At 69.0% G+C, this 22,308-nt stretch carries 16 protein-coding genes; 11 read left to right on the forward strand and 5 right to left on the reverse strand.

From position 1 onward, the window contains the following. The first annotated feature begins 125 nt into the window (after positions 1-125). The 5 genes from FHR84_RS00910 to FHR84_RS00930 all read left to right on the forward strand — a co-directional run bounded on the left by FHR84_RS00910 (position 126) and on the right by FHR84_RS00930 (position 6,357). Entirely contained in the window at positions 126-1,850 is a 1,725-nt protein-coding gene (locus tag FHR84_RS00910) for a PucR family transcriptional regulator (protein WP_246300085.1), read from the forward strand. A 199-nt stretch (positions 1,851-2,049) separates the two neighbouring features. Next, complete coding sequence (locus FHR84_RS00915) at positions 2,050-2,499, forward strand: universal stress protein (protein ID WP_179533503.1); 450 nt, start codon at positions 2,050-2,052, stop codon at positions 2,497-2,499. Beyond that, entirely contained in the window at positions 2,471-3,457 is a 987-nt protein-coding gene (locus FHR84_RS00920; RefSeq protein ID WP_179533504.1) for an adenylate/guanylate cyclase domain-containing protein, read from the forward strand. The genes FHR84_RS00915 and FHR84_RS00920 overlap by 29 nt, the downstream gene beginning before the upstream one ends. A 204-nt stretch (positions 3,458-3,661) precedes the next feature. Then, complete coding sequence (locus tag FHR84_RS00925) at positions 3,662-5,047, forward strand: FAD-binding oxidoreductase (RefSeq protein ID WP_179533505.1); 1,386 nt, start codon at positions 3,662-3,664, stop codon at positions 5,045-5,047. Between the two features lie 77 nt (positions 5,048-5,124). Continuing rightward, positions 5,125-6,357, forward strand: coding sequence for an SAM-dependent methyltransferase (locus FHR84_RS00930; RefSeq protein ID WP_179533506.1), 1,233 nt, complete (start codon positions 5,125-5,127; stop codon positions 6,355-6,357). Positions 6,358-6,480: 123 nt separating this feature from the next. Here FHR84_RS00930 and FHR84_RS00935 read toward each other — a convergent pair whose 3' ends face one another. Further along, the gene (locus tag FHR84_RS00935; RefSeq protein WP_179533507.1) at positions 6,481-7,935 is read right to left on the reverse strand and encodes a lipase maturation factor family protein; all 1,455 of its coding nucleotides are present in this window, start codon (positions 7,933-7,935) and stop codon (positions 6,481-6,483) included. 266 nt (positions 7,936-8,201) lie between these two features. Beyond that, positions 8,202-9,557, reverse strand: a complete 1,356-nt coding sequence (locus FHR84_RS00940; RefSeq protein WP_179533508.1) for an FAD-dependent oxidoreductase — start codon at positions 9,555-9,557, stop codon at positions 8,202-8,204. Between the two features lie 432 nt (positions 9,558-9,989). Between FHR84_RS00940 and FHR84_RS00945 the strand changes: the two genes are divergently transcribed. From FHR84_RS00945 to FHR84_RS00960, 4 genes are all read left to right on the forward strand, one after another. Next, positions 9,990-10,796 (forward strand): SAM-dependent methyltransferase, encoded by an 807-nt coding sequence (locus tag FHR84_RS00945; protein WP_179533509.1) that lies wholly within the window; start codon positions 9,990-9,992, stop codon positions 10,794-10,796. Positions 10,797-10,799: 3 nt separating this feature from the next. After that, positions 10,800-12,986 (forward strand): putative bifunctional diguanylate cyclase/phosphodiesterase, encoded by a 2,187-nt coding sequence (locus FHR84_RS00950; protein ID WP_179533510.1) that lies wholly within the window; start codon positions 10,800-10,802, stop codon positions 12,984-12,986. 214 nt (positions 12,987-13,200) lie between these two features. Further along, on the forward strand, positions 13,201-15,264 hold the full coding sequence (gene thrS, locus FHR84_RS00955; RefSeq protein WP_179533511.1) for a threonine--tRNA ligase: 2,064 nt from the start codon (positions 13,201-13,203) through the stop codon (positions 15,262-15,264). Beyond that, positions 15,261-15,875, forward strand: a complete 615-nt coding sequence (locus FHR84_RS00960) for an HIT family protein (protein ID WP_343075124.1) — start codon at positions 15,261-15,263, stop codon at positions 15,873-15,875. The genes thrS and FHR84_RS00960 overlap by 4 nt, the downstream gene beginning before the upstream one ends. 261 nt (positions 15,876-16,136) lie before the next feature. On the opposite strand, the gene FHR84_RS00965 is transcribed toward FHR84_RS00960, so the two are convergent. Continuing rightward, a complete protein-coding gene (locus tag FHR84_RS00965) occupies positions 16,137-16,676 on the reverse strand; it encodes a YceI family protein (protein ID WP_179533512.1) in 540 nt (179 codons plus the stop codon). 194 nt (positions 16,677-16,870) lie between these two features. On the opposite strand from FHR84_RS00965, the gene pgsA reads away from it, so the two are divergent. Further along, complete coding sequence (gene pgsA / locus FHR84_RS00970; RefSeq protein ID WP_179533513.1) at positions 16,871-17,461, forward strand: phosphatidylinositol phosphate synthase; 591 nt, start codon at positions 16,871-16,873, stop codon at positions 17,459-17,461. A 619-nt stretch (positions 17,462-18,080) separates the two neighbouring features. On the opposite strand, the gene FHR84_RS00975 is transcribed toward pgsA, so the two are convergent. Next, positions 18,081-20,183 (reverse strand): elongation factor G-like protein EF-G2, encoded by a 2,103-nt coding sequence (locus FHR84_RS00975; protein ID WP_179533514.1) that lies wholly within the window; start codon positions 20,181-20,183, stop codon positions 18,081-18,083. 510 nt (positions 20,184-20,693) lie between these two features. On the opposite strand from FHR84_RS00975, the gene pdxS reads away from it, so the two are divergent. Beyond that, positions 20,694-21,611 (forward strand): pyridoxal 5'-phosphate synthase lyase subunit PdxS, encoded by a 918-nt coding sequence (pdxS, locus tag FHR84_RS00980; RefSeq protein ID WP_179533515.1) that lies wholly within the window; start codon positions 20,694-20,696, stop codon positions 21,609-21,611. Between the two features lie 83 nt (positions 21,612-21,694). Here pdxS and FHR84_RS00985 read toward each other — a convergent pair whose 3' ends face one another. Further along, positions 21,695-22,258, reverse strand: coding sequence for a helix-turn-helix domain-containing protein (locus tag FHR84_RS00985; RefSeq protein ID WP_179533516.1), 564 nt, complete (start codon positions 22,256-22,258; stop codon positions 21,695-21,697). Positions 22,259-22,308: the final 50 nt, after the last annotated feature.

Below are 22,308 nucleotides of genomic sequence, written 5' to 3' on the forward strand. Positions count from 1 at the left end.
ACGCCTCCTCGCGCGACTTCCGTCTCGGGTCGGTGACCTCGCCCCGTGGGGGCGGTTTCCTCACCCACCGAGAATAGAAGTTCCGGCCGTTCGGCGGCTTGTGCGCGCGTCTATCGTTGTCGGTGATGGATTGGCCGATCGAACAAATCGCTAGTGACCCGGGTCCCACGCGGACCGCGGCGGAGGGGTCCGATCCCCCCGCGGTGGGCGAGGCGGGGGCGGAGGGTGTTCCGCTGCGGCAGCTGCTGATCGCCGTGGGGGAGCCGCTCGTGGACGTGCTCGCCGCTCCCGCGGGGTTCGACGTCGACGTGCGCGATGTGGTCATCGTCGATCCGGAGGAGGACTCCGGGGCGGGGGCCAACGATCTGGTGCTGGTCATCGGAGCGCGTGGCCGCTCGGCGGTGCGTCTGGTCCGGCGAGTGGCCCGCTCGGCCGCTACCGCCGTAGCGGTGAAGGTGGAGGCCGAGCAGGACGTGCGCGCGCTGCGCGAGGCCGCGATCGACGAGGGAGTGGCCCTGCTCGGGGTGCGCCCCGGGGTGCGTTGGGAACAGCTGGAGTCGTTCGCCCGGTCCGCCCTGGACAACGCGCGGATCACCGGTGACCCCGACGTCGGGGAGGCGCTGGGGGACCTGTTCTCGCTGGCGCAGACGGTGGCCGCGATGACCGACGGCATCGTCAGCATCGAGGACACGGCCAACCGGGTGCTGGCCTACTCGCGCTCCGACGACGAGGTCGACGAGTTGCGCAGGCTCTCCATCCTCGGCAGGCGCGGCCCGGAATCGTACTTGGCCATGCTGCGCGAATGGGGGGTGTACCAGCGTCTGCGTGGTGGTGAGGAGGTCGTCCGGATCGAGGAGCGTCCCGACCTCGGGATCCGCCGCAGGATGGCCGTCGGCATTCACGCCGGAGCGCAGCCCCTGGGCACGATCTGGGTCCAGGAGGGGACGCGGTCGTTGAGCGAGCGAACCGAGCGGGCGCTCATCGGCGCGGCCAGGGTCGCGGCGCTGCAACTGATCCGGCAGCGGACCGAGTCGACGATGGGCCCGCGGTTCAGGGAGAACCTGCTGGCCGGGCTGTTGGAGAACCGGATCGACGGGGAGTCCGCTGCGTCCAACATCGGTGCCGACGTCCGCCAGCCCGTCGCCGTGGTGGTGCTCACTTTGCGCCCGCGGGACCAGTCCGGCGCGTCCAACCGCTCCGAGATCGAACTGGAACGTGCCGAGATGACCAGTCTGATCTCGGTGCACGCCGCTGCTTACAGGCGCAGCGCTCTGGTCACCACGATCGGGTCCCGGGTCTACGTGCTGCTCCCCGACCTGTCCGAGCGGCAGCCCGAGTCCGCCGTTTCCGGGCTGACCCAGGAGATAGTCGCCGCCGCCCGTGGTCACATCCGCTCCAGGGTGCAGGCGGGCATCGGTTCGGTCGTCCCGAGTCTGGAGGAGGCGGCGGCGTCCAGGGCCGAGGCGGACCGGATCCTGGACGCGCTCGGGCACGAGCCGGGCACCGAGGTCGCGACGATCGCCGATGTTCGTTCGCGCGTGCTGCTCAGCGAGGTGCTCACCACGTTGCGGGACAACGAGCGGATGCGCGACCCGCGCCTGGCGAAACTGCGCGCCTACGACGGGGACAACGGAACGGAGTTCTGCCGCTCGTTGCTGTCCTACTTGGAATCCTTCGGGGACGTGCGTTCGGCCAGCCTGGCGCTGCACGTGCACCCGAACACCCTGCGGTACCGCGTCCGCAGGGCCGTCGGCATCTGCGGTGTCGATCTCGACGACCCCGCGGAACGGCTGAGCGTTCACCTGCAACTGCTGGCGGCCCGCCGAGGTGAGGGTGGCCCGCGCCGTTGACGTGGAGCGCGCGGATCCGGCCCGCTCCCGAGGTTCCGCAGGTGGCTCGTGAGCCCGCTCCGCGGGCGGGCGCCGCGGTGGCGCTGGTTCGTCCGGGAGGCGGAACTTCCGGGCGGAAGCCGTGACGCTTCGGCCGCTCGCTCGTTGGTGTTCACGTCCGTGTGCCACATCGACCCAGCTCCGGAGGACGGAAGAAGTCATGTCGCCGTACAGCACCGTCGTCGTCGGAACCGACGGCTCTTCTCCGTCGATGCACGCCGTCGCCCGTGCCGCCGAGGTGGCGGGTGAGTCCGCCGAACTGTTGATCGTTTGCGCGTATTATCCGAACAGCAGGCGTGAGGTCGAGCACGCCAGGGACGAGATGGGACAGGAGGCCTTCCAAGTGGTCGGTTCCGCACCGGCTGAGGACAGCCTGCGCACGGCCGCCGATCACGCCCGTTCGGCCGGTGCGCGTGCGGTCGATACCGTGGCGGTGCTCGGCGAGCCGGTCGAGTCGCTGATCGGAGCGGCCGAACGGCGCTCGGCCGAGTTGCTCGTGGTCGGAAGCCGTGGGCTGAACACGTTGAAGGGGCGCATTTTGGGGTCGGTCCCCTCGGAGATCTCACGACGTTCGGAGAGTGATGTGCTCGTCGTTCGAACCGCACGATGATTTCGTAGCGCCCGAGAACCCGGTGGAGTGGTCACTGCTGGGTGGCGAACCGCGCTATCGGAAGAGCGAAGTCGCGCGGCTGGCAGGTGTGGAGCTTTCCAGGGCGGAACGGCTCTGGCAGGCGATGGGGTTCGCGCACGTCTCGGACGAGGCGGTCGTGTTCACCGATTTCGACATCACGGCGTTGCGCACCGTCGTCCGGCTCGTCTCGGCCGAGGTCATCCCTCCCGAGCTGGAGACCGCGGTGGCGCGTTCGCTCGCGCAGACGATGTCGCGGCTCGCCGAGTGGCAGGTGGGCATATTCAAGTCCGTGCTGGGGGAGAGCTTCACCGGCGACCGCGAGACCACGGCCCAGGTCGCCGAGGCGATCCTGCCGGTGATGGAACACCTCCAGGGCTACGTCTGGAGAAGGCACCTGTCCGCCATCGCGGCCCGCGAGCTCAACGAGAGCGAGGACCGGGCCGAGGAACCCACCCTGGTCGTCGGATTCGCCGACATCGTGGGCTACACCAGGCTGATCCGCGATTACAGCGAGATCGAGCTGGCCAGGTTGATAGACACCTTCGAGGAGCTGGTCACCGGTGTGATCGCCGAGAACCACGGCAGGATCGTGAAAACGGTCGGTGACGAGGTGCTGTTCGTCGCCGACACGGCCGGGGACGCTGGCGAGATCGCCCTGTCGCTCAACGAGCGAGTGGCCGAGGAACCGCGACTTCCCCCGCTCCGCATCGGATTGGCCAGCGGGCGGGTGCTGGCCCGGTTCGGTGACGTCTACGGTTCCACGGTCAACATAGCCAGCAGGCTCACCACCCTGGCGCGGCCCGCTTCGGTGCTGGTGGACCGCGAGTGCGCGAGCGAACTGCGCGAGCTGTCCCGTTTCGACCTCACCGCGCTCGGCCCGAACAAGGTGTCCGGGTTCCGCGGACTGAAGGCCTGGGCGCTGCGTCGAGCCGGCTGATGGGGGTCGCCCGGCCGGGTCGTGGCGGGGCTTCGCCGTCCCGGTCCGCGTGGCGGCGCGGGTCGCGGAACCCGCGACGAGCCGGGCGGAGTTCCCATCGAACGTGCCGATCGGAACACGGTGTGTCGCCGATCCGGGGGCCGTGGAGTGCTCCGGGGCAAAACAGGATGCCGTCATCGGTCGAGCGGCATATGGTCGGAGATCATGGAGACCGATCCCCCAGTGCCCTCAACCGGTGCCGAACACGCGGACGAAGTCGCCGCGCTGGCGACGCGTTACGGCCGGATCCCGGCTTCCGAACGCGTCCGACTGGCCAAGTCCACTTCGAACCTCTTTCGTTTCCGCTCGCCCGTGGGCGGGGGCGGACTCGACGTGACGGGGCTCGACCGGGTGCTGTCCGTGGACCCGGACACCATGACGGCCGACGTGCAGGGAATGACCACCTACGAGGACCTGGTCGCCGAAACGCTGCGCCACGGGCTGATGCCGCTCGTGGTTCCGCAGCTGCGGACGATCACCATCGGCGGCGCGGTGGCGGGGCTGGGGATCGAGGCGTCCTCGTTCCGGAACGGTCTTCCCCACGAATCCGTCCGCGAGATGGAGATACTCACGGGGGACGGTCAGGTGGTGCTGGCCAGGCCGGACAACGAGCACGCCGGACTCTTCAGGGGCTTTCCGAACTCCTACGGTTCCCTGGGATACGCGCTGCGGCTGGTCATCGAGCTCGAACCCGTTCGGGACCACGTGCGGCTGCGGCACGTGCGGTTCACCTCGGCCGACGAGTGCGCGACGGCGATCGAGGAGATACACGGCGCCGGAACCTGGCGGGACCGGCGGGTGGACTTCGTCGACGGAACGGTGTTCGGGCGGTCCGAGCTGTACCTCACGCTGGGGACGTTCGCCGACGGGGCTCCTTACACCAGCGACTACACGGGCAGCAGGATCTACTACCGGTCCATCCGGGAACGGGATGTGGACCACCTGAAGGTCGGTGACTACCTGTGGCGCTGGGACACCGACTGGTTCTGGTGCTCACGGGCCATGGGAGCCCAGCACCCGCTGCTCCGCCCGTTCTGGCCGCGGCGTTTCCTGCGCTCCGACTTCTATCGCAAGGCCGTTGCCCTCGACCAGCGTTTCGCGCTGTCCGACCGGATCAACCGGCTGCGCGGACGCCCCCGCAGGGAGCCGGTGATCCAGGACGTGGAGATCCCGGTGGACCGCCTCGCGGAGTTCCTGGAGTTCTTCCACGACGAGATCGGGATCAGCCCCGTGTGGCTGTGCCCGGTGCGGCTCCGGGACACGGCCGGTTGGCCGTTGTATCCGATGGACCCGGGGACACTGTACGTGAACGTCGGTTTCTGGGCCACCGTTCCGCTGCGTGCCGACCAGGAGCTCGGCGCGCACAATCGTGCGATCGAGGGGAAGGTGAGCGAGCTCGACGGCCACAAGTCGTTGTACTCGACCGCCTACTACGGACGCGAGGAGTTCTGGGAGCACTACGACGGGGAGACGTACCGGAGCCTCAAAGACCGGTACGACCAGGCGGGAAAACTGCCGGGACTGTACGAAAAGTGCGTGTTGGGGAACTGAGCGGCCTGCTGCGCACGGCCCGCTCGGGGACCACGACACGACTCCCTTCCTTTCTGGTTGCGATGGAGGATCAGCAAATGGCGTTGGCAGCCGTGTTCGCACGTGTGTTCGGGGACGATCTGCCGATCGAGTTCCGGGCTTACGACGGCAGCAGGCACGGACCTTCCGGCTGTTCGGCCGCCATAGTGCTCAAGTCTCCCCTGGCGCTGGCCCACCTGGCCTCCGCTCCGGGAGAGCTGGGACTGGCACGGGCCTATGTGAACGGGCACCTCGAGGTGCGGGGTGACATGTACACCGCACTGGCGGCCTTTCCGCCGATCGAAGTCGCCGACATCCCGCTGGGGCAGCGGATCGAGCTCGCGGCGCGTCTCGGGGCGTACCGGATGTGGTGGCCGGTGAGCCCCCCTGCCGAGGAGAACCGGGCCGCGCGGGGGAGACGGCACTCCAAGAGCAGGGACAGTCGCAGCGTCTCCTACCACTACGACGTGTCCAACCAGTTCTACGAGTGGGTGCTCGGCCCGTCGATGACCTACACCTGCGCCGTGTTCGAGCGGGAGGACGCCACCCTGGAACAGGCGCAGCACGAGAAGCACGACCTGGTCGCGCGCAAGCTCGGGCTGCGCGAGGGGATGAGCTTACTGGACATCGGCGCGGGTTGGGGCGGCATGGTCCTGCACGCTGCCGAGCACTACGGCGTGCGCGCGATCGGTGTCACCCTCTCCGAGGAGCAGGCCGACTGGGCGCGGCACACCATCGCCGAACGCGGGCTGAGCCATTTGGCCGAGGTGCGGTACCAGGACTACCGCGACGTCCCGGAGACGGGGTTCGACGCTGTCAGCTCGATCGGGCTGACCGAGCACATCGGGCGGGACCAGCTGCCCGGGTACTTCCGGTCGCTGCGGGACAGGTTGCGGGTCGGCGGACGGCTGCTCAACCACTGCATCACCCGCCCGGACGGTTCCTACCCGGCTCGTCCGGGCAAGTTCATCCGCCGTTACGTGTTCCCGGACGGGGAGCTGGAATCTCCGGCGGAGATCCTCGGGCGGATGAACGACAACGGGTTCGAGGTGCGGCACGAGGAGAACCTCCGGGAGCACTACGCCCTGACCCTGGCAGGCTGGTGCGCGAACCTGGACCGCAACTGGCGGAAGGCCGTGGCCGAGGTCGGCCCCGCTCGTGCCCGGGTGTGGCGGTTGTACATGGCCGCCTCGCGGCTGGCTTTCGAACGCGACGACATCCAGCTGCACCAGACCTTGGGGGTGCGCTCCGACGGCGGTGCCAGTTCGATGCCGCTGCGCCCCGACTGGTGAGGCCGCCGTCCTCGGCACGTTTCGCGCGGAACGTCGTCCCCGGAACGGTTCCGGAGGCAACGTTCCGCGCGAAACCGCTTTCCGTCCACCGGCGCCGCCACGCGGGCCAACCGGCGGGCTCGCTCAACCGTCCGTGCGCACATCTTCCGCGGCGACCGGGGGGATCAGTTCGGTGAGCGGAGTGCGCACCCACCACACCCCGGACTCCCGGTACTCCTCCCCCGTGCTGAAGCGGTACTCGAAGAGCCGGGCCCGCACGTAGCGCGGGGGCTCTTCCCGGAACGGGACGTGGCGCAGCAACCGCAGGATCCGGCGGTCGTCGCGCAACATCGCGATCACCAGCCGTTCCAGCCAGCCCCTCCCGTAGGAGGGCGAGATCGCCACGAACCACATCAGCCAGTCCAGACGCAGGTGGTAGGGGGCGATCTGCGGCGGGCGGCGCGAGACGCCCCCCGGCTTGCCGCGGAACTCGTACTCGCGCCATCCCGAGTCGCGGTCGCCAGTGCCTTCGAGCACCACTTCGTAGCGGGTGCGGGTGATGCTGCCGAAGGCTCCGTAGGTGTTGCCGAGGTGGATCTTGTTGAAGCTGCGGTTCATCACCTGCCCGCGCCCGAGCATGTTCCGCACCGGCCAGTAGCTCAGCACGATCACCAGCGCGGTCAACGCCAGCACGGCGGCCCGGTGCCACAGCGGGCTCGCCGCGTCCTGCTCCGGAAGGACGGCGGGCGGGGTGAGGGCGTCCATCGGGACCCACCGGAGCAGGGTGGTGTCCAGCGCGGTGCAGGCCAAGGTGATCGTGATCAGGTTCAGCCACGCGAAGTTGCCGCTGAGCAGCAGCCACACCTGGGTGACGATCATGATCGCCGCCGCGGTCGAGGCCACCGGCTGGGGGAGGAACAGCCCGAACGGGACGATCAGCTGGGTGAAGTGGTTGGCCAGCACCTCCACCTTGTGCAGCGCGCGCGGCGCCCGGTGGAACCGCCGGCTCAGCGGGCCGGGCATCGGTTGGGTCTCGTGGTGGTAGTGCAGCGCGGTCAGGTCCCGCCACGCCGGGTCGCCACGAATCTTGATCAGCCCCGCGCCGAACTCCACGCGGAAGAGCAGCCAGCACAGCAGCCATATCACCGGTCCGGGCGGGGAGGTGTGGGCAGGTCCGAGGAAGATCGCGAGGAAGCCGGTTTCGAGCAGCAGCGATTCCCAGCCGAAGGCGTACCAGAGCTGACCGATGTTGACGATCGACAGGTACACCGCCCACAGCACGAACCACACCGCCATCGAGCCCCACACCGGGAGCACGTCGGCGACGCCGAGGAAGGCGGCCAGGCTCAGCAGCAGGCCGCACCACCCGACGACCAGCAGGAAACGGTCCGAGTAGTGGAACTGGAACAGGCTGGGCGCCTTGCGGAAGGGGACGTCGCGCAGGAAGCGCGGTACCGGCGTCAGCCCGTGTTCGCCGAGCAGCGGCCGGAACTGGGCGAGCACGTTGACGAAGGCCAGCGCGTACGTGGCGGCGAGCAGGTGCTGGAACACGAACCGAGCCGGTCCGTACTCCGGTGCCCAGAACCATTCCCAGCTCATCGCACACCCCCGCGTGTGTGAAGCACGGCAGGACCGGCCCGCGCTCGAAAGTACGGCGCGGCGACGATGGTCGCAGTGATTCGGGGGCCGGTGGCCGACCCCCGGTTCGCGGGGTCGGCCGCGGAGCGGCGGGTTCGCGAGAGCTTTCCGGCCGGGCTGTTTTTCGGCGCAGTCGGCGCCGAGCACACCATCCGAGCAACTCGCGCCGCCGCGAGAGGTTCCGCCGAGCGACCACCCACGTCAACCGAGGTGCGGCCACTGCCCGGTCAGGCGTCGGCCCCGCGGCTGATCCGCACCATCTCGTCGCGTTCGACGACCTTCAGGCGCTCCCTGCCCCGTTCGGCGCCGAGGGCGCGCTCGTGCTCGTCGAGCCGGTTCCAGCCCTCCCAGGTGGTGTAGGGGACCCCGCGCTCGTCGAGCATCCGCAGTATCGAGTCCCGGTCGGATTCGGCCGGTTCCGGGAGGTTCTCGGTGTCGGACAGCAGGTTGTTGACGGTTTCCAGCGCGTCGCCCTTGGTGTGACCGATCAGCCCCACCGGACCGCGCTTGATCCAGCCGGTCGTGTAGACGCCGGGGACGTGGTCCCCGTCGAGGTCCAGCACCCTGCCCCCGTCGTGCGGGATGGTTCCCGAGCCGTGATCGAAGGGCAGGTCCGGCAGCGCCGAACTGAGGTAGCCCACGGCACGGTAGACGGACTGCACGTCGAAGGTCTCGTACTCGCCGGTCCCGCGGACCGAGCCGTCACCGGTGAGTTCCATGATCTCGGTGCGCAGCCCGCTGACCCCGTCCTCGCCCAGGATCTCCACGGGACGCCGCAGAAAGTGGAAGTGCAGCCTGCGCGCCGTGTTGCCCACGGGGTCCCGCAGCGCCCAGTCCTGCAGGGTTTTGACCACGGACTTGACCTGGTTGTTCGTCCGCATCGCCTCCTCGCCGGCCTCGTCGATCTCGAAGCCCTCGGGGTGCACGATCAGTTCCGTGTTCGGCTCGTGGTCGAGCTCGCGCAGTTCGAGGGGGGTGAACTTCGTCTGCGCGGGCCCCCGCCGGGCGAACACGTGCACATCGGTCACGCGGGATTCGCTCAGGGCGCGGTACACGTTGTCCGGGATCTCGGTTCCGAGCAGGTCGTCGGCCTGCTTGGCCAGCACACGTCCGACGTCGAGGGCCACGTTGCCCGCTCCGAGAACGGCCACGTTCCGCGCGTCGAGGTTCCAGTCCCGGGGGGCGTCCGGGTGGCCGTCGTAGAAGGAGATGAACTCGGAGGCGCCGTGGCTGCCGGGCAGCTCGGCGCCCGGGATCCCCAGGTTCCTGTCGTCGGCCGCGCCGGTGGCGAACACCACCGCGTCGTAGTGCCTGCGCAGGTCCTCCAGCTTGCAGTCCACTCCGTACTCGACGTGCCCGAGGAAACGGATGCCCGGCTTTTCCAGCACCTTGTGCAGTGCGTTGACGATTCCCTTGATCCGCGGGTGGTCCGGGGCGACGCCGTAGCGGACCAGCCCGTAGGGGGTGGGCATCCGGTCGAAGAGGTCCACTTCGGTGGTCGTTTCCGATTTGGTCAGGATGTCCGCGGCGTAGACGCCTGCGGGGCCGGCGCCGATGACGGCTACTCGGAGCGGGTGGCTCACGGTTCTCCTCCTGGGCGACGTGCGGCTGCGGCTGTTCCCTGTTCGCGTGGATGTCGCTTGCTCGGTGTTCGGTTTCCGTAGTGGTGGTTCGCCGTGCGTGATCACCGGGGTGCCGCGCCGACTGCGGGTCCGTGGAGCGCGACATGCTGTCCTATGACAGCTTAGGCATACCTAATCCGGCGGCCCGTAATGTGGACGCGTGAGGCTGCTTACACGGCTGAAGAATCCCCGAAGGGGTGATGCGCTGTTGTTTCGCGACAGCCGACCGTGAATGACTGAACTCGAGCTGTCACAGTAGGATTTGTGTTGATCACCCGGTGGCAGCTCCGGAAAGTCGGGCGGGGGAGTCGCATCGGTGATCGAGTACACACAGCTACGAGGGCCTTGGTATCGGGGGGCGCTGCTGGTGGCCCGTGACGACAGGGAGCTTCCATGTCAGAGCCGAACCGTCTGCCTGCGGACGTCGATCTGGAAAAGGCCAGCGCGGCGCGCTGCTACGACTACTACCTCGGCGGGTCGCACAACTTCGAGGTCGACCGGGAACTGGCCCACAAGGTCGAGGCGCAGGTCCCGCACGTGAAACCGCTGGCACAGGACAACAGGGCCTTCCTGCGTCGAGCGGTGCGTTACTGCCTGGACAGGGGGATTCGCCAGTTCCTGGACATCGGGTCGGGCATCCCCACGGTGGGCAACGTGCACGAGATCGCTCAGGCGGTCGACCCCGGCGCTCGGGTGCTCTACGTCGACAACGAACCCGTGGCCGTCGCGCACAGTCGTACGCTCCTGGAGGGCAACGATCAGGCGGGAGTCGTCCAGGCCGACTTACAGGACATCGAGGGGATCCTCGGTTCCGAGGAGGCCGGGCGGCTGCTCGACCCCGAGGAGCCGATCGCGGTGATGATGATCGCCCTGCTGCACTTCGTCCCCGAGTCCGCGCGGCCCCGCGAGATCATCCACGGGTACCACGAGCGCATGGCACCGGGTAGCTTCCTCGGGTTCTCGCACGTCACTTCCGATGACTACCCCGATTACGCCCGGAGCCTCGTGGAGCTGTACGCGGGGAGCAGCAGTCCTGTCATCGTGCGCAGCCACGCGGAGGTGGCGGATTTGCTCGGGGGGTTCGACCTCGTCGAGCCGGGGCTGGTTTACGTGCCGGAATGGCGTCCGGACACCGAGGAGGACCGCTGGCAGGATCCGGCGAGTTCGCTGGTGTACGGAGCGGTCGGGTACAAGGTGTGATCGATGAGCGGCACTTCCTCCGAGGAATCACCCGTTTTCGACGGTGAGCGCGGGCGAGCGGACCCGAACGAGGTGGAGACCGCCACCGTGGTGGATTTCGCGCGGCAGTGGGCACGTCTGGTCATCGGCACGAGCTACGTCCCGATGGCCCGCCCCGAGCTGTGGAAGTTCCTCGAGGAACGCACCGAGCGGTTGCTCGCGGCGCTGTGGGCCGAGCACCACGACGACGAACGCTGCGCGGAGGCGGCCGTCGACCTGGTGCGGGCGCACATAGTCGCGCCGGAGGCGCTGCGGCGGTCGCTGCGCCTGCTCGGTTCCGAACTGCCCGAGCTGGCGAGCAGGCTCGCGCCGGAGACCCCCGTGGAGCCGGGACGTGTCAACGAGCTGACCGCCTCGTTCGGCGCCGGGTTCGAGCGGGCGGCGCAGGACCGGGTGCTCGCCGAGCAGGGGGTGATCCAGCAGGCCGTGCTCAACGCCCGTGACGCCGCCGAGGAGGCCCTGCGCTCGAGCGAGGCGCGCTTCAGGGCCGTTTTCACCTCCTCGGCCCTCGGGATCGCCATCGTCGGGTTGGACGGGGTGCTGCAGGACGTCAACGATTCGATGACGGTGATCTTCGGCATTCCGCGCGCCGAGCTGGTGGGGCGGGACATGCTGGCGTTGTCCGACTCCCGCTGGGTCGAGGTGCTGCGGGAGGCCGACAGCGGGCTGCTGGACGAATCGACCGAGCAGTTCGCGGTGGACACGAGGTTCACGGCCCCGGACGAGCGAACGGTGTGGGCGCAGGTTTCCGGGGCGTTGGTCAAGGATTCGGAGGGAGTGCCCGAGTACCAGGTGGTGCTCTACGCCGATGTCACGGACAGGTACCTCCTGCAGGAGGAACTCCGCAGGCAGGCGACGCACGATCCCCTCACCGGCCTGGCCAACCGCACCCTGCTGGGCACCAGGATGGACGAGGCGCTCCGGGCCGTCCCCGCCGACCGCAGGGTGGGGATCTGCTATCTCGACCTGGACGGGTTCAAGACGATCAACGACAGTCTCGGTCACCCCATCGGGGACGATCTCCTGCGGGAGGTCGCCAATCGGGTCAACGCGCTCGCCACGAGTCAGGGGGCGCTGGCTGCCCGGATGGGTGGTGACGAGTTCGTCGTCCTCGTGCCGGACACCGACGGTTCCGCCGGGATGCTCCGGCTGGTGGAGCGGTTGCTGGACGAGATCCATCGGCCGGTGCGGATAGGAGGCCACGAGTTGAACGCCTCGGCCAGCGCCGGGGTGGTGGAGCAACCGGTGGCGGGGGTCGATGCGGACCAGCTCCTCCGCGAGGCCGACATCACGCTGTACCGGGCCAAGGACGAGGGCAAGGCGCAGTGGGTGATGTTCGACGCGGAGCGCAACGCCGCGGCCAGACGTCGTTTCCGGATGTCGGCCACCATGCCGGCCGCGCTGGACAACCACGAGTTCTTCGTCGAGTACCTGCCGATACGCAGGCTCTCCGACGGAAGCGTGATCGCGTTGCACGCGGCCGTGCGCTGGGACCATCCCGAGTACGGCGAGTTGGACGCCGATGATTTCGTGGATCTGGCCGAGGAAACCGGTGTTATCACCCGTTTGGGTGACTGGTTGCTTCGTCAGGCCTGCGAGCACGCCTCCCGGTGGGTCCGGGAGCTCGGTGCGGACGCCCCGCTGGTGACGGTCGACCTGTCGGAACGGCACTTCCGGGACCCCGACCTGGTCAGCCGGTTCAAGGGCATCCTGGCGGAAACGCAGCTGCCCGCGGAGCAGCTGCGGCTCGGCGTGCCGGAATCGGCGCTCTTCGACGAGGTGGACGATCCGGTCGACACCGTCGAGATCGTCCGCGAGCTCGGGGCCGCCTTCGTCGTCCGGGACTTCGGCGCCCGCTACACCGGAGTGCGCAGACTGCGGGAACTGCCCGTCACCTCGGTGCGCATCTCCGGCGAGTACCTGAAGCGCCTGTCGGAGCCGGAACACCCCGATCCGTTGGACGAGCACCTCGTCGGCAGCGTGGTCTCGGCCGCTCACCTGCTGGGCATGACAGTGCTCGCCGACGGGGTGGACACGGCTCGCCAGGGTGACCGGCTGCGTGCGATGAACGTGTACGCCGCACAGGGGCAGCACGTGGGTGAGCCGGTCTCGGCCATGGAAGTGGGCGAGCTCCTGGGCGAGGGTGCCTGAACGGTCGCCCCTCGTCCGGGCGCGCGGCCCGGGCGAGGGGGATGTCCCGGAGAGACCGCCGATGGTGACCGCTCGGCCGGATCGCGGCGAGGACACCGGTGGCCGATAGCATCGACGCGAAAACGTTCGCCCGCCCCGACCGCGTCGTCGCCGGAGCTCCTTCGGTCGTGGTCGGGTCGCGCATCCCATTCGAGCAACGATCGTAGGAGTAACCGTGTCAGTCTCGCCGCTCCAAACCCAGCAGGAATCCCGGGTTAAGGTACCGGCGGGCACTACGGCTGGTGATGCCGTCCAGCAGGCGGGATTGCCTTCCAAAGGTCCCGAGGCGATCGTCGTCGTCCGCGACGGCGACGGGGAACTGCGTGATCTCGCCTGGGCTCCCCCGGTCGATGTGGAGGTCGAAGCGGTGCCCGCCGCCACCGAGGCCGGCCGCAGTGTCATCCGGCACTCCACCGCCCACGTGCTGGCCCAGGCGGTACAACAGCTGTTCCCCGAGGCCAAGCTGGGAATCGGCCCGCCGGTCACCGACGGCTTCTACTACGACTTCGACGTCGAGCGGCCGTTCACCCCGGAGGACCTGCAGGCGCTGGAAAAGCGCATGAAGCAGCTCGTCAAGTCCGGCCAGAAGTTCTCCCGCCGCGAGCTCGGCTCCCTCGAGGAGGCGCGTGAGGAGCTGGCCGCGGAGCCGTACAAGCTGGAACTCGTCGACCTCAAGTCGGGGTCGGCGGACGTGGACACCAGCGAGGTGATGGAGCTCGGGGACGGTGAGCTGACCGTCTACGACAACATCGACCGGCACGGGGAGACGGTCTGGGGAGACCTCTGCAGGGGGCCGCACGTCCCGCACACGAGGTTCCTCCCGGCCTTCAAGCTGACGCGGGTCGCCGCGGCGTACTGGAGGGGCGATCAGCGCAACCGGCAGTTGCAGCGGATCTACGGAACCGCCTGGGAGTCCAAGGAGGCCCTGGACGCCCACCTGGAGTGGCTGGCCGAGGCGGAACGGCGGGACCACCGGCGCCTGGGCGCGGAGCTGGACCTGTTCTCGTTCCCGGAGGAGATCGGATCGGGGCTGCCGGTCTTCCACCCCAAGGGCGGGGTCATCCGCCGCGAGCTGGAGGACTACTCGCGTCGCAGGCACGAGCAGGCCGGCTACGAGTTCGTGAACTCGCCGCACATCACCAAGAGCGCGCTGTTCGAGACCTCGGGGCACCTCGGCTGGTACGCCGACGGGATGTTCCCCCCCATGCACCTCGACGAGGAACGCGACGCCGACGGCGAGGTGCGCAAGCCCGGGCAGGACTACTACCTGAAGCCGATGAACTGCCCGTTCCACAACCTCATCTACCGTTCGCGCGGACGCTCCTACCGCGAGCTGCCGCTGCGGTTGTTCGAGTTCGGTTCGGTGTACCGCTACGAGAAGTCCGGCGTGGTGCACGGGCTGACCCGGGTCCGCGGCATGACCCAGGACGACGCGCACATCTACTGCACTCCCGACCAGCTGCAGTCCGAGCTCAAATCGCTGTTGAACTTCGTGCTGGACCTGTTGCGCGACTACGGCCTGGAGGACTTCTACCTGGAGCTGTCCACCCGCAACGAGGAGAAGTACGTCGGCAGCGACGAGCTCTGGGAGGGGGCCACCGAGACGCTGCGGCGTGCCGCCGAGGACTCCGGGCTGGAACTGGTGCCCGACCCGGGCGGGGCGGCCTTCTACGGCCCGAAGGTCTCGGTGCAGGCCAAGGACGCGCTCGGGCGCACCTGGCAGATGTCCACGATCCAGCTGGACTACCACATGCCGGAGCGCTTCGACCTGGAGTACACCTCGGCCGACGGTTCCAAGCAGCGGCCGGTGAAGATCCACCGCGCGCTGTTCGGCTCGATCGAACGTTTCTTCGGCGTGCTCACCGAGCACTACGCAGGCGCGTTCCCCGCGTGGCTCTCCCCGGTGCAGGTGGTGGGGATCCCCATCGCCGACGACCACGTCCCGCACCTGGAGGGCGTCTTCGAGCGGCTCCGGGAGAAGGGGCTGCGGGTCGAGATCGACACCGGTGACGAGCGGATGCAGAAGAAGATCAGGAACCACACCACGCAGAAGGTTCCGTTCCTGGTGCTGGCCGGTGGCAAGGACGTCGAGGCGGACGCGGTCTCCTTCCGCTTCCGCGACGGCAGTCAGCTCAACGGAGTACCCGTGGAACGAGCCGTCGAGGCGCTCGGCCACTGGGTCGGGCGGCGCGAGAACGCCTCGCCGACGGCGGAGAGCTTCGGAGCGGAGTTGGCGTGACACAACGGCCATCGAACGATGAACCCGGGAACTCCGCGGGCGGTTCTTCCGCGGATTCCGGGGCGGAGTTCGCCGGGCAGCGAGGTATCGGGGTCCCGGACGCGCTGCAGCGGCTGTGGACCCCGCACCGGCTCTCCTACATCCAGGGGGAGAACAAGCCGACCGGGGACGGCAGTGACGGGTGCCCGTTCTGCGGGCTGCTGGCGGACGAGCGCTCCGACGGCGAGACGCTGATCGTGGCCAGGGACGAGCTGGTCTTCGCCGTGCTGAACCTCTATCCGTACAACCCCGGCCACCTGATGGTGCTGCCGTACCGCCACGTCGCGGACTACACGGAGCTGACCGGGGAGGAGACCGTCGCGGTGGCCGGTTTCACCCAGCGGGCCATGCGCGTGATCCGCGGTGTCTCCGCTCCGCACGGCTTCAACATCGGGCTGAACCAGGGGCCGGTGGCCGGTGCGGGGATCGCGGCGCACCTGCACCAGCACGTCGTCCCCCGCTGGGGCGGCGATTCGAACTTCATGCCGGTGATCGGCCACACCAGGGTGCTTCCCCAGCTGCTGGCCGACACCCGTGAGCTGCTCGCCGACGCCTGGCAGCGGATCGCCTGAGCGACGACGCGGCGGCACAGGACGACGAAGGGGCCGTCGCACCGAGCGGTGCGGCGGCCCTTCCAATAGCTCATAACAGAACTTCGCGTAGCTGGTCGGGTAAGCCGTCACGTGAGTCGGCGTTTCCGCGCTCAGTGGAGTCCTCCGGTCGAGTTGAGGCTTTTCTCCGGCGCCGGCACCGAGATGACCACGGTGCCAGGCCGAGTGGCCGCGAGAGGCTCCGCCGGGTGACCGCCTACGCCAACCGAGACGGAAAACCTGTTATCCGCGCAGGGTGGCCTCGATCTCCAGGTTGATCTTGACCTTCTCGCCGAGCATGGCGCCACCGTTCGGGCCGACCTTGAAGTCGGTGCGGTTCAGGGTCGTGCTCGCCGAGAGACCGAGCAGCTTTCCCCCGTCCGAGGTGTCGGTGAAGCCGCCGAGCTCGGCTTCCAGGGAGACCGGAACCGTCACGCCGTGCAGGGTGAAGTCGCCGTCGATGATCCAGGTGTCACCGTTCTCCCTGATTCCGGTGGAGCGGAACTCCGCCGTCGGGTAGTTGTCCGTGTCCAGGAAGTCCTCGGCGCGCACGTGGGCGTCGCGGTCGGCGCTGCCCGTGTTGATGGAGGCGGCGTCGATGGTCGCGGAGACGCTGGAGTCCAGCGGGTTCTCCGCGGTCACGATCTGCCCCTCGAACTTGTCGAACCGACCGCGGGAGCGGCCGACCCCCATGTGCCGGAGGGTGAACTCGACCTCGGAGTGCACCGCGTCGATGTCCCAGGTGCCCGTCGTGTAACCGGGGATCTGCGTGGCGTCTGTCATACCGGACCTCCGTGGAATCGGTGAGGATGTTCCACCGATGTCCAACTAACCGGTTTCGTTGCTCATTCCGGGTGTGTCATGGATCATTGGCCGGTTCCGCCCCTCGTCGGTGGTGCGCGTGGGAGCCGGCGATCGTCGCCGGTTAGGCTGCCGTGTGCGGGAAACTCCCGTGTGGCGGTGGATGAATCGAAACGATGTTGAACGTTTTCGCGCGAGCTTCGGTGGCCAGGCTCACCGACCCGGTGGGTGCGTGGTTGGTGCGGCATCGGATGTCACCCAACGTGGTGACAGTGGTCGGGACGGTTTGCACCGTCCTGGCGGCCGGGACGTTGTTCCCGCTCGGACACCTGCTGGCCGGAACCCTGGTGGTCGCCTTCTTCCTGCTGTTCGACCTGCTCGACGGGGCGGCGGCGCGGGCGGCCGGTGCGGACGACGGCTTCGGGGCCGTGCTGGACGCGAGCTGCGACCGCGTGGCGGACGGGGTCGTGTTCGGTGCGCTCGTCTGGTGGGCCCTGGTCGGGGATCAGTACTGGAGAGGGGCCGCGCTGCTGATCTGCCTGGTCGCGGCCCAGGTGATCTCCTACGTCAAGGCGCGCGCGCAGGCCCAGCGGGTGAAGGTCGAGGCGGGCATGGCCGAGCGGGCCGAGCGGTTGGTCGTCCTGCTCGTCGGCACCGGCCTGTACGGGATGGGCGTGCCCTACGTGCTGGACATCGCGCTGTGGGGGCTGGCCGCGATATCGATCCTCACCGTCGGCCAGCGGCTGGCCGGTGCCTACCGCGCCTAGCTCGGTGTTTCTGAGGGAGCCTGGACCTCGACTCGTCTCGCCTTCGCACGGCAGCCTCTGCTACATTAGTCACTAACATGGCCAGCCCCTCTGATCTTCGGATCACGGGCTGGTTCTCTTTTGTTCGGAGTCCGGAAGGCGACGTCCTTGCTTGCGTCGTATACCAAGCCTCACCTGGAGTTGTTCGATCAGGTGCAGCTTTCTCCGTGCTCGGGTCGACGAGCTTCGGAACCGCGAAGAGCGCCGCGATCAGCGCGAGCCCGACGACGGCCCCCGGTGACCAGCCAGGTGGTGCGTGTCCGTGTGCTCATGGCTTCCTCTCTCCGGGAATGCCAGGGCATTTCCGGAGAACTGAGGCTGTCCGTCGCGGCTCCGCCGGTACACGTTTCCCTCCGCGTCGCCGCAACGATCGACCGGTTCCGCCGAACGTCGACCGGACCCGCGCACGTTTCGCGCGGCCGCCGGACAGTGACCAGGACGCGGCCAGATCCGGCAGCGAGCCCCCGCGCACGAGCCCGTGAGAGGCTCCGTTCGGCGATCGCCTGTGGCCGAGGAGCGGAAAACACCGGTCAGGCGGGTGCCCGCCGTCCGCCGACGGCCGCCGCGGTCCGCGTCGTGCTCACCGCGGAAGCGGTTCGTAGCCCGCGAAGTCCCGGGTGAAGCTGGCGCTTCCCGAGCTCAGCGAGCGCACGTTGACCGCGTAGCGCGTCAGCTCGGTGCTCGGGACGTGAGCACGCACCACCGTCCAACCCGCGTCCTCCGGTTCGGTGCCCAGCACCCTGCCCCTGCGGGCCGACAGGTCGCCCAGCACCGCTCCCAGGTGGACGTCGGGAAGGTGGATCTCCACCTCGTCCACCGGTTCCAGGGTCAGCAATCCCGCCCGCTCCGCGGCGTCCCGGAGCGCCGCGGCCCCGGCCGCCTGGAAGGCAGCGTCCGAGGAGTCCACGCTGTGCGTCTTGCCGTCCACCAGGCTCACGCGTACGTCGACGAGCGGGCACTCCGGCTGAACGCCCCGCTCCAGCTGGGCCCGCACCCCCTTCTCGACGCTGCCGACGAACTGCTTCGGGATCGCGCCGCCCACGATCCGGTCGACGAACTCGAACCCGCTTCCGCGCGGCAGGGGCTCCACCTCGATGTCGCACACCGCGTACTGGCCGTGTCCTCCGGACTGCTTGACGTGCCTGCCGTGTCCGGCGGCGCGTTTCGCGAAGGCCTGGCGGAAAGCCACCCGCACGGGCTCGGTCTCCACGGTCACCCCGCTCTCCCGCAGTCGGCGCAGGATCACCTCGGCGTGGGCCTCGCCCATGCACCACAGCACCATCTGGCGGGTCTCGGTGGAGCGGTCCAGGCGCAGTGCAGGATCGGCCGCGAGCAGCCGGTTGAGGCTCCGGGACAACGCGTCCGCCTCCGTCCCGCTGCGCGCCGTCAGAGCCATCGGGAGCAGCGGATCGGGCACGTCCCACGGCTGTATCAGCAGGGGGCTCGACGGATCCGAGATCGTGTCGCCGGTTTCGGCCGCGCCCAGCTTGGTCAGCGCGCAGAGATCCCCGGCCACGCAGTGGCGCACCTCGTGCAGCCCCGCCCCGAGCGGTGTGTAGACGTGTCCGACCCGTTCCTCGGAATCGTGCTCGGGACGTCTCCGCCCCTTCGGGGCGTGCCCGGAGACGTGCACGGACCGGTCCGGCAGCAGGGTGCCCGAGAACACCCGGGCCAGGCAGACCCTCCCGATGTAGGGGTCCACCGAGGTGTGCACGACCTCCACGGCCAACGGTCCGTCCGGATCGCAGTCCAGCACGCGCGGATCCCTGCCCTCCGGGGTGGTCGACTCCGGGGGCACGTGCTCCAGGGGTGTGGGGAAACCGCGCACGATCCCGTCGAGCAGTTCGTGCACACCGATCCCGGTCTCGGCCGAGACCGGGATCACCGGGTGGAGCCCGCCGCGTGCCACCGCCGTTTCGAGGGCGCTCAGCAGCGTTCCCTCCGAGATGCGCCAGCCGGCCAGGTAGCTCTCCAGCAGCGAGTCGTCCTCGCTGCCCGAGATGATGCCCTCGATCAGTTCGTTGCCCGCCGCTTCGACCTCCGCGTCCGACAGGCCGGTGTGCGTCGACGCGGCGGGGACGTCGTCCAGCACGTGGTCGTGGTCGCTGCCCGTGAGCAGCCCGTGGAGCCCGGTCGGGCGGTCCTCGTGAAAGCGGGGCAGGTACAGCGGGACCACCCCGGGTCCGAAGGCGTTCCTGCAGGACTCGACGGCCGCGGCCACGTCGGAGCGCGGCTGGTCGATCCGGGACACCAACACCGCGCGGGGCATCCCGACCCTGGCGCACTCGTGCCAGATCGCCCGGGTGGTCGCGTCCGCGCCCTCCGTGGCGGAGACGACGAAGACGGCGGCGTCGGCCGCGCGCAGCCCCGCGCGCAGCTCCCCGACGAAATCGGCGTACCCGGGGGTGTCGATGAGGTTGATCTTGGTGTCGCCGTGCCACAGCGGAGCCACGGCCATCCCCACGGAACGCTGTTGCTCCACGGCGGCCGTCTCGTGGTCGCAGACCGTGGTCCCCTCCGGAACCGAGCCCTGCCGCGCGATCGTCGAGCTCGCCGCGAGCAGGCGCTCCACCAGCGTCGTCTTCCCCGCGCCGGAGGGACCGACGAACACCACGTTGCGGATGGATGTGGGGTTCGACGGTCCCGCCGTCGCGGGACCGTTGTCCCCGCGCTTGTTGGCCATGGCCGCTCCCGCGCCTAGCGCCGACAGCTGTGTGTGACACCGAGCACACACCCGATGGGATGAGTACGCAAGGCGGGCTGAAGGGCAGTGGTGCGGGGTGAGTGGGTGTTTTCTTAGCCGTCACGTGAGTCGGCGCCTCGCTGTGTCGGGCCGCTCTCGAGTAGCGGCCTGCGCGGCGAGCGGTCCGGCCTGGCAATGCATCCGACTCACGCACCGGATCTTCTCGTCCTGCTCGGACTCAGAGCGCTCGCGTTGGGGTGAAGCCTTCTTCCGGAAGTTTCCGGTGGGAGTTCGGCGGTGCCGACTGTTCGGGTTCAGAGTGCCTGCGCTGGAGTGGGCCTGTTGGTCGGGACTCCCCGGCGGGAGCTCGGCGGCTCCAAGCGAGGCCGCTGCCTCCAGTGGCCTAGCCAGAAACCCGGACAGTGGCCCGTTTCCGCGGGCGCGGACTTCCCTACCGTCGAAGCCGTAATCCGATGACGGATCGTGGTCGTGAGAAAGGATCGATCCAAGGTGACCAACGGAGACGTCGCGAGCAACCGCCCCGTGCGGACTTCCGGCACGGACGGTGTCAAGCGGGGCATGGCGGAGATGCTCAAAGGCGGCGTGATCATGGACGTCGTCACCCCCGAACAGGCCAGGATCGCCGAGGAGGCCGGAGCGGTCGCCGTCATGGCGCTGGAGCGGGTGCCCGCCGACATCCGCTCCCAGGGCGGGGTGGCCAGGATGTCCGATCCCTCGATGATCGAGGAGATCGTCCGGTCGGTGTCCATCCCGGTGATGGCCAAGGCGCGCATCGGGCACTTCGTCGAGGCGGAGGTGCTGCAGTCGCTCGGGGTCGACTACGTCGACGAGTCCGAGGTGCTGACCCCGGCGGACGAGGCCAACCACGTCGACAAGTGGCCGTTCACGGTCCCCTTCGTCTGCGGTGCCACCAACCTGGGGGAGGCTCTCCGGCGCATCGCCGAGGGCGCCGCGATGATCCGTTCCAAGGGCGAGGCCGGAACCGGCAACGTGGTGGAGGCCACGCGGCACATGCGCCAGATCCGTGCGGAGCTGCGCAAGCTCTCGGTGCTGGACAGCTCGGAGCTGTACGCGGCGGCCAAGGAGATGCGGGTACCGGTGGAACTCGTGCGGGAGATCGCCGGCACGGGACAGCTCCCCGTCGTGCTGTTCACCGCCGGAGGCATCGCCACGCCCGCCGACGCGGCGATGATGCGTCGGCTGGGCGCCGAGGGCGTGTTCGTCGGTTCGGGGATATTCAAGTCCGGTGACCCGAAGGCCCGTGCGGAGGCGATCGTCAAGGCGACGACGTTCTACGACGACCCCGACCTCCTCGCCAAGGTCTCGCGCGGGCTGGGTGAGGCCATGGTCGGTCTCAACGTGGAGGACCTGCCGGAGGGGCAGCACTACGCGCAGCGCGGCTGGTGACCGCTCGTCCCGCCGCGACGGGAGCGTTTCGCGCGAAACCGTCGACGTGGGCCCGGGGCTCCCTCGCCGGGGTGAGGGAGCCCCTACTTGTGTTCCATGATCAGCAGTGCCGTGGCCTGCCGGGAGAGCGTCCGGTACACGTGGGCGACCTCGCCGGAGAAGGTGAGGTAGTCGCCGGGTTCCAGCTCGACGGGCTCCGCCGCCGGACCGGCGCGCAGCGTTCCGGAGGTCACGACCAGGTGCTCGATCGTCCCCCGGTGGTGCGGTTCCGCGTGTCGTTCCTGCTCCGGAGGGAGGGTGATCTCGTAGAGGTCCCTGCTGGCGCCCGCGGGACAGGACGAGAGCAGGCCCGCGGCGAAGTCCCCCTGCTCGGATCCCAGCTTGGGAGCTCGTCCGGATCGGATGACCTTCACGTGCGGGGCGGGGGGTTCCACGAGCCTGCTGAAGGGGACCTCGAGGGTCGCGGCCACCGCCCACAGCGTTTCCACGCTGGGATTTCCCGCTCCGGACTCGAGCTGGGAGAGGGTGGACTTCGCGAGTCCGGCGCGTTTGGCGAGTTCGTTGAGGGAGATCCCCGCGTCCTCGCGGGCGTGCCGCAACGCGGGGGCGATGACCTCCAGGGCGGTGGCTGCTCTGCTGTCGCTCATCGTTGTTCGCTGTGTCCTTCCATTTGTTCGCCTTGACGAACAATCGCTGT

It is taken from the genome of Actinopolyspora biskrensis (genome assembly GCF_013408175.1).
Lineage (GTDB): Bacteria > Actinomycetota > Actinomycetes > Mycobacteriales > Pseudonocardiaceae > Actinopolyspora > Actinopolyspora biskrensis.

Bases quoted from the DNA above. Each gene is read 5' to 3' on its own strand.
- FHR84_RS00910 (WP_246300085.1), top strand. From the start codon at position 126: ATGGATTGGCCGATCGAACAAATCGCTAGTGACCCGGGTCCCACGCGG.
- FHR84_RS00915 (WP_179533503.1), top strand. From the start codon at position 2,050: ATGTCGCCGTACAGCACCGTCGTCGTCGGAACCGACGGCTCTTCTCCG.
- FHR84_RS00920 (WP_179533504.1), top strand. From the start codon at position 2,471: ATGTGCTCGTCGTTCGAACCGCACGATGATTTCGTAGCGCCCGAGAAC.
- FHR84_RS00925 (WP_179533505.1), top strand. From the start codon at position 3,662: ATGGAGACCGATCCCCCAGTGCCCTCAACCGGTGCCGAACACGCGGAC.
- FHR84_RS00930 (WP_179533506.1), top strand. From the start codon at position 5,125: ATGGCGTTGGCAGCCGTGTTCGCACGTGTGTTCGGGGACGATCTGCCG.
- FHR84_RS00935 (WP_179533507.1), bottom strand. From the start codon at position 7,935: ATGAGCTGGGAATGGTTCTGGGCACCGGAGTACGGACCGGCTCGGTTC.
- FHR84_RS00945 (WP_179533509.1), top strand. From the start codon at position 9,990: ATGTCAGAGCCGAACCGTCTGCCTGCGGACGTCGATCTGGAAAAGGCC.
- FHR84_RS00950 (WP_179533510.1), top strand. From the start codon at position 10,800: ATGAGCGGCACTTCCTCCGAGGAATCACCCGTTTTCGACGGTGAGCGC.
- FHR84_RS00965 (WP_179533512.1), bottom strand. From the start codon at position 16,676: ATGACAGACGCCACGCAGATCCCCGGTTACACGACGGGCACCTGGGAC.
- pgsA (WP_179533513.1), top strand. From the start codon at position 16,871: ATGTTGAACGTTTTCGCGCGAGCTTCGGTGGCCAGGCTCACCGACCCG.
- FHR84_RS00975 (WP_179533514.1), bottom strand. From the start codon at position 20,183: ATGGCCAACAAGCGCGGGGACAACGGTCCCGCGACGGCGGGACCGTCG.
- FHR84_RS00985 (WP_179533516.1), bottom strand. From the start codon at position 22,258: ATGAGCGACAGCAGAGCAGCCACCGCCCTGGAGGTCATCGCCCCCGCG.